Raw genomic sequence first — 565 nt, 5'->3', positions numbered from 1 at the left:
AGACAAAGAGCTGCGCCGGATAATCGGCGGCAGGGCAAAACAGCGGAGACTGGAATTAGGCGTCAACCAGCCTTATGTTGCTGAAAAAATGGGCGTCACCGCATCCACCATTCAGAGGTACGAGGCAGGAACGATTGACAACACCAAGAAACTTGTCCTTGACGGTCTGGCAGACACACTCCATGTTTCCGTAGAGTGGCTGAAAGGCGAAGCGGAGGAATATGAATCTGACATTACGGATAAAAAGGAAATGTTAATCTGTGATGCAATGTCCTCCATTCTTTCAAAGCTGCCCTATGACATGGAAACTTCCGAAGAAGACTTTTCAAAAAACCTGCTGTTGCTGATGCTGCAGGAATATGAGTTGTTTGTGGATTCGTTCCGCCTTGCGTGCAGGAAGTTTAAGGGCAACAAGGAAAGCGCACAGCTTGCAAAGACAATGGGATTTGAATCGGGCAGGGAATATAATGAAATCATGTTCCTGCGGGAGATTACCCACACCGTAAATGTCCTTAATGATATGGGCGACATAGTGAGGCTCTACTCCAAAAACCCTGATGCCGCC

General features: G+C 47.6%; 1 protein-coding gene. It reads left to right on the top strand.

Features of this window, described 5'->3' with window-relative positions:
- A partial coding sequence (locus tag E5329_RS29330; protein ID WP_135992594.1) for a helix-turn-helix domain-containing protein occupies nucleotides 1-565 on the top strand: 565 nt, incomplete at both ends.

The organism is Petralouisia muris (assembly GCF_004793545.1).
Classification (GTDB): Bacteria; Bacillota; Clostridia; order Lachnospirales; family Lachnospiraceae; genus Petralouisia; species Petralouisia muris.
Note: the sequence above shows the minus strand (reverse complement) of the source record. Positions and strands in the feature narration are given on the sequence as shown.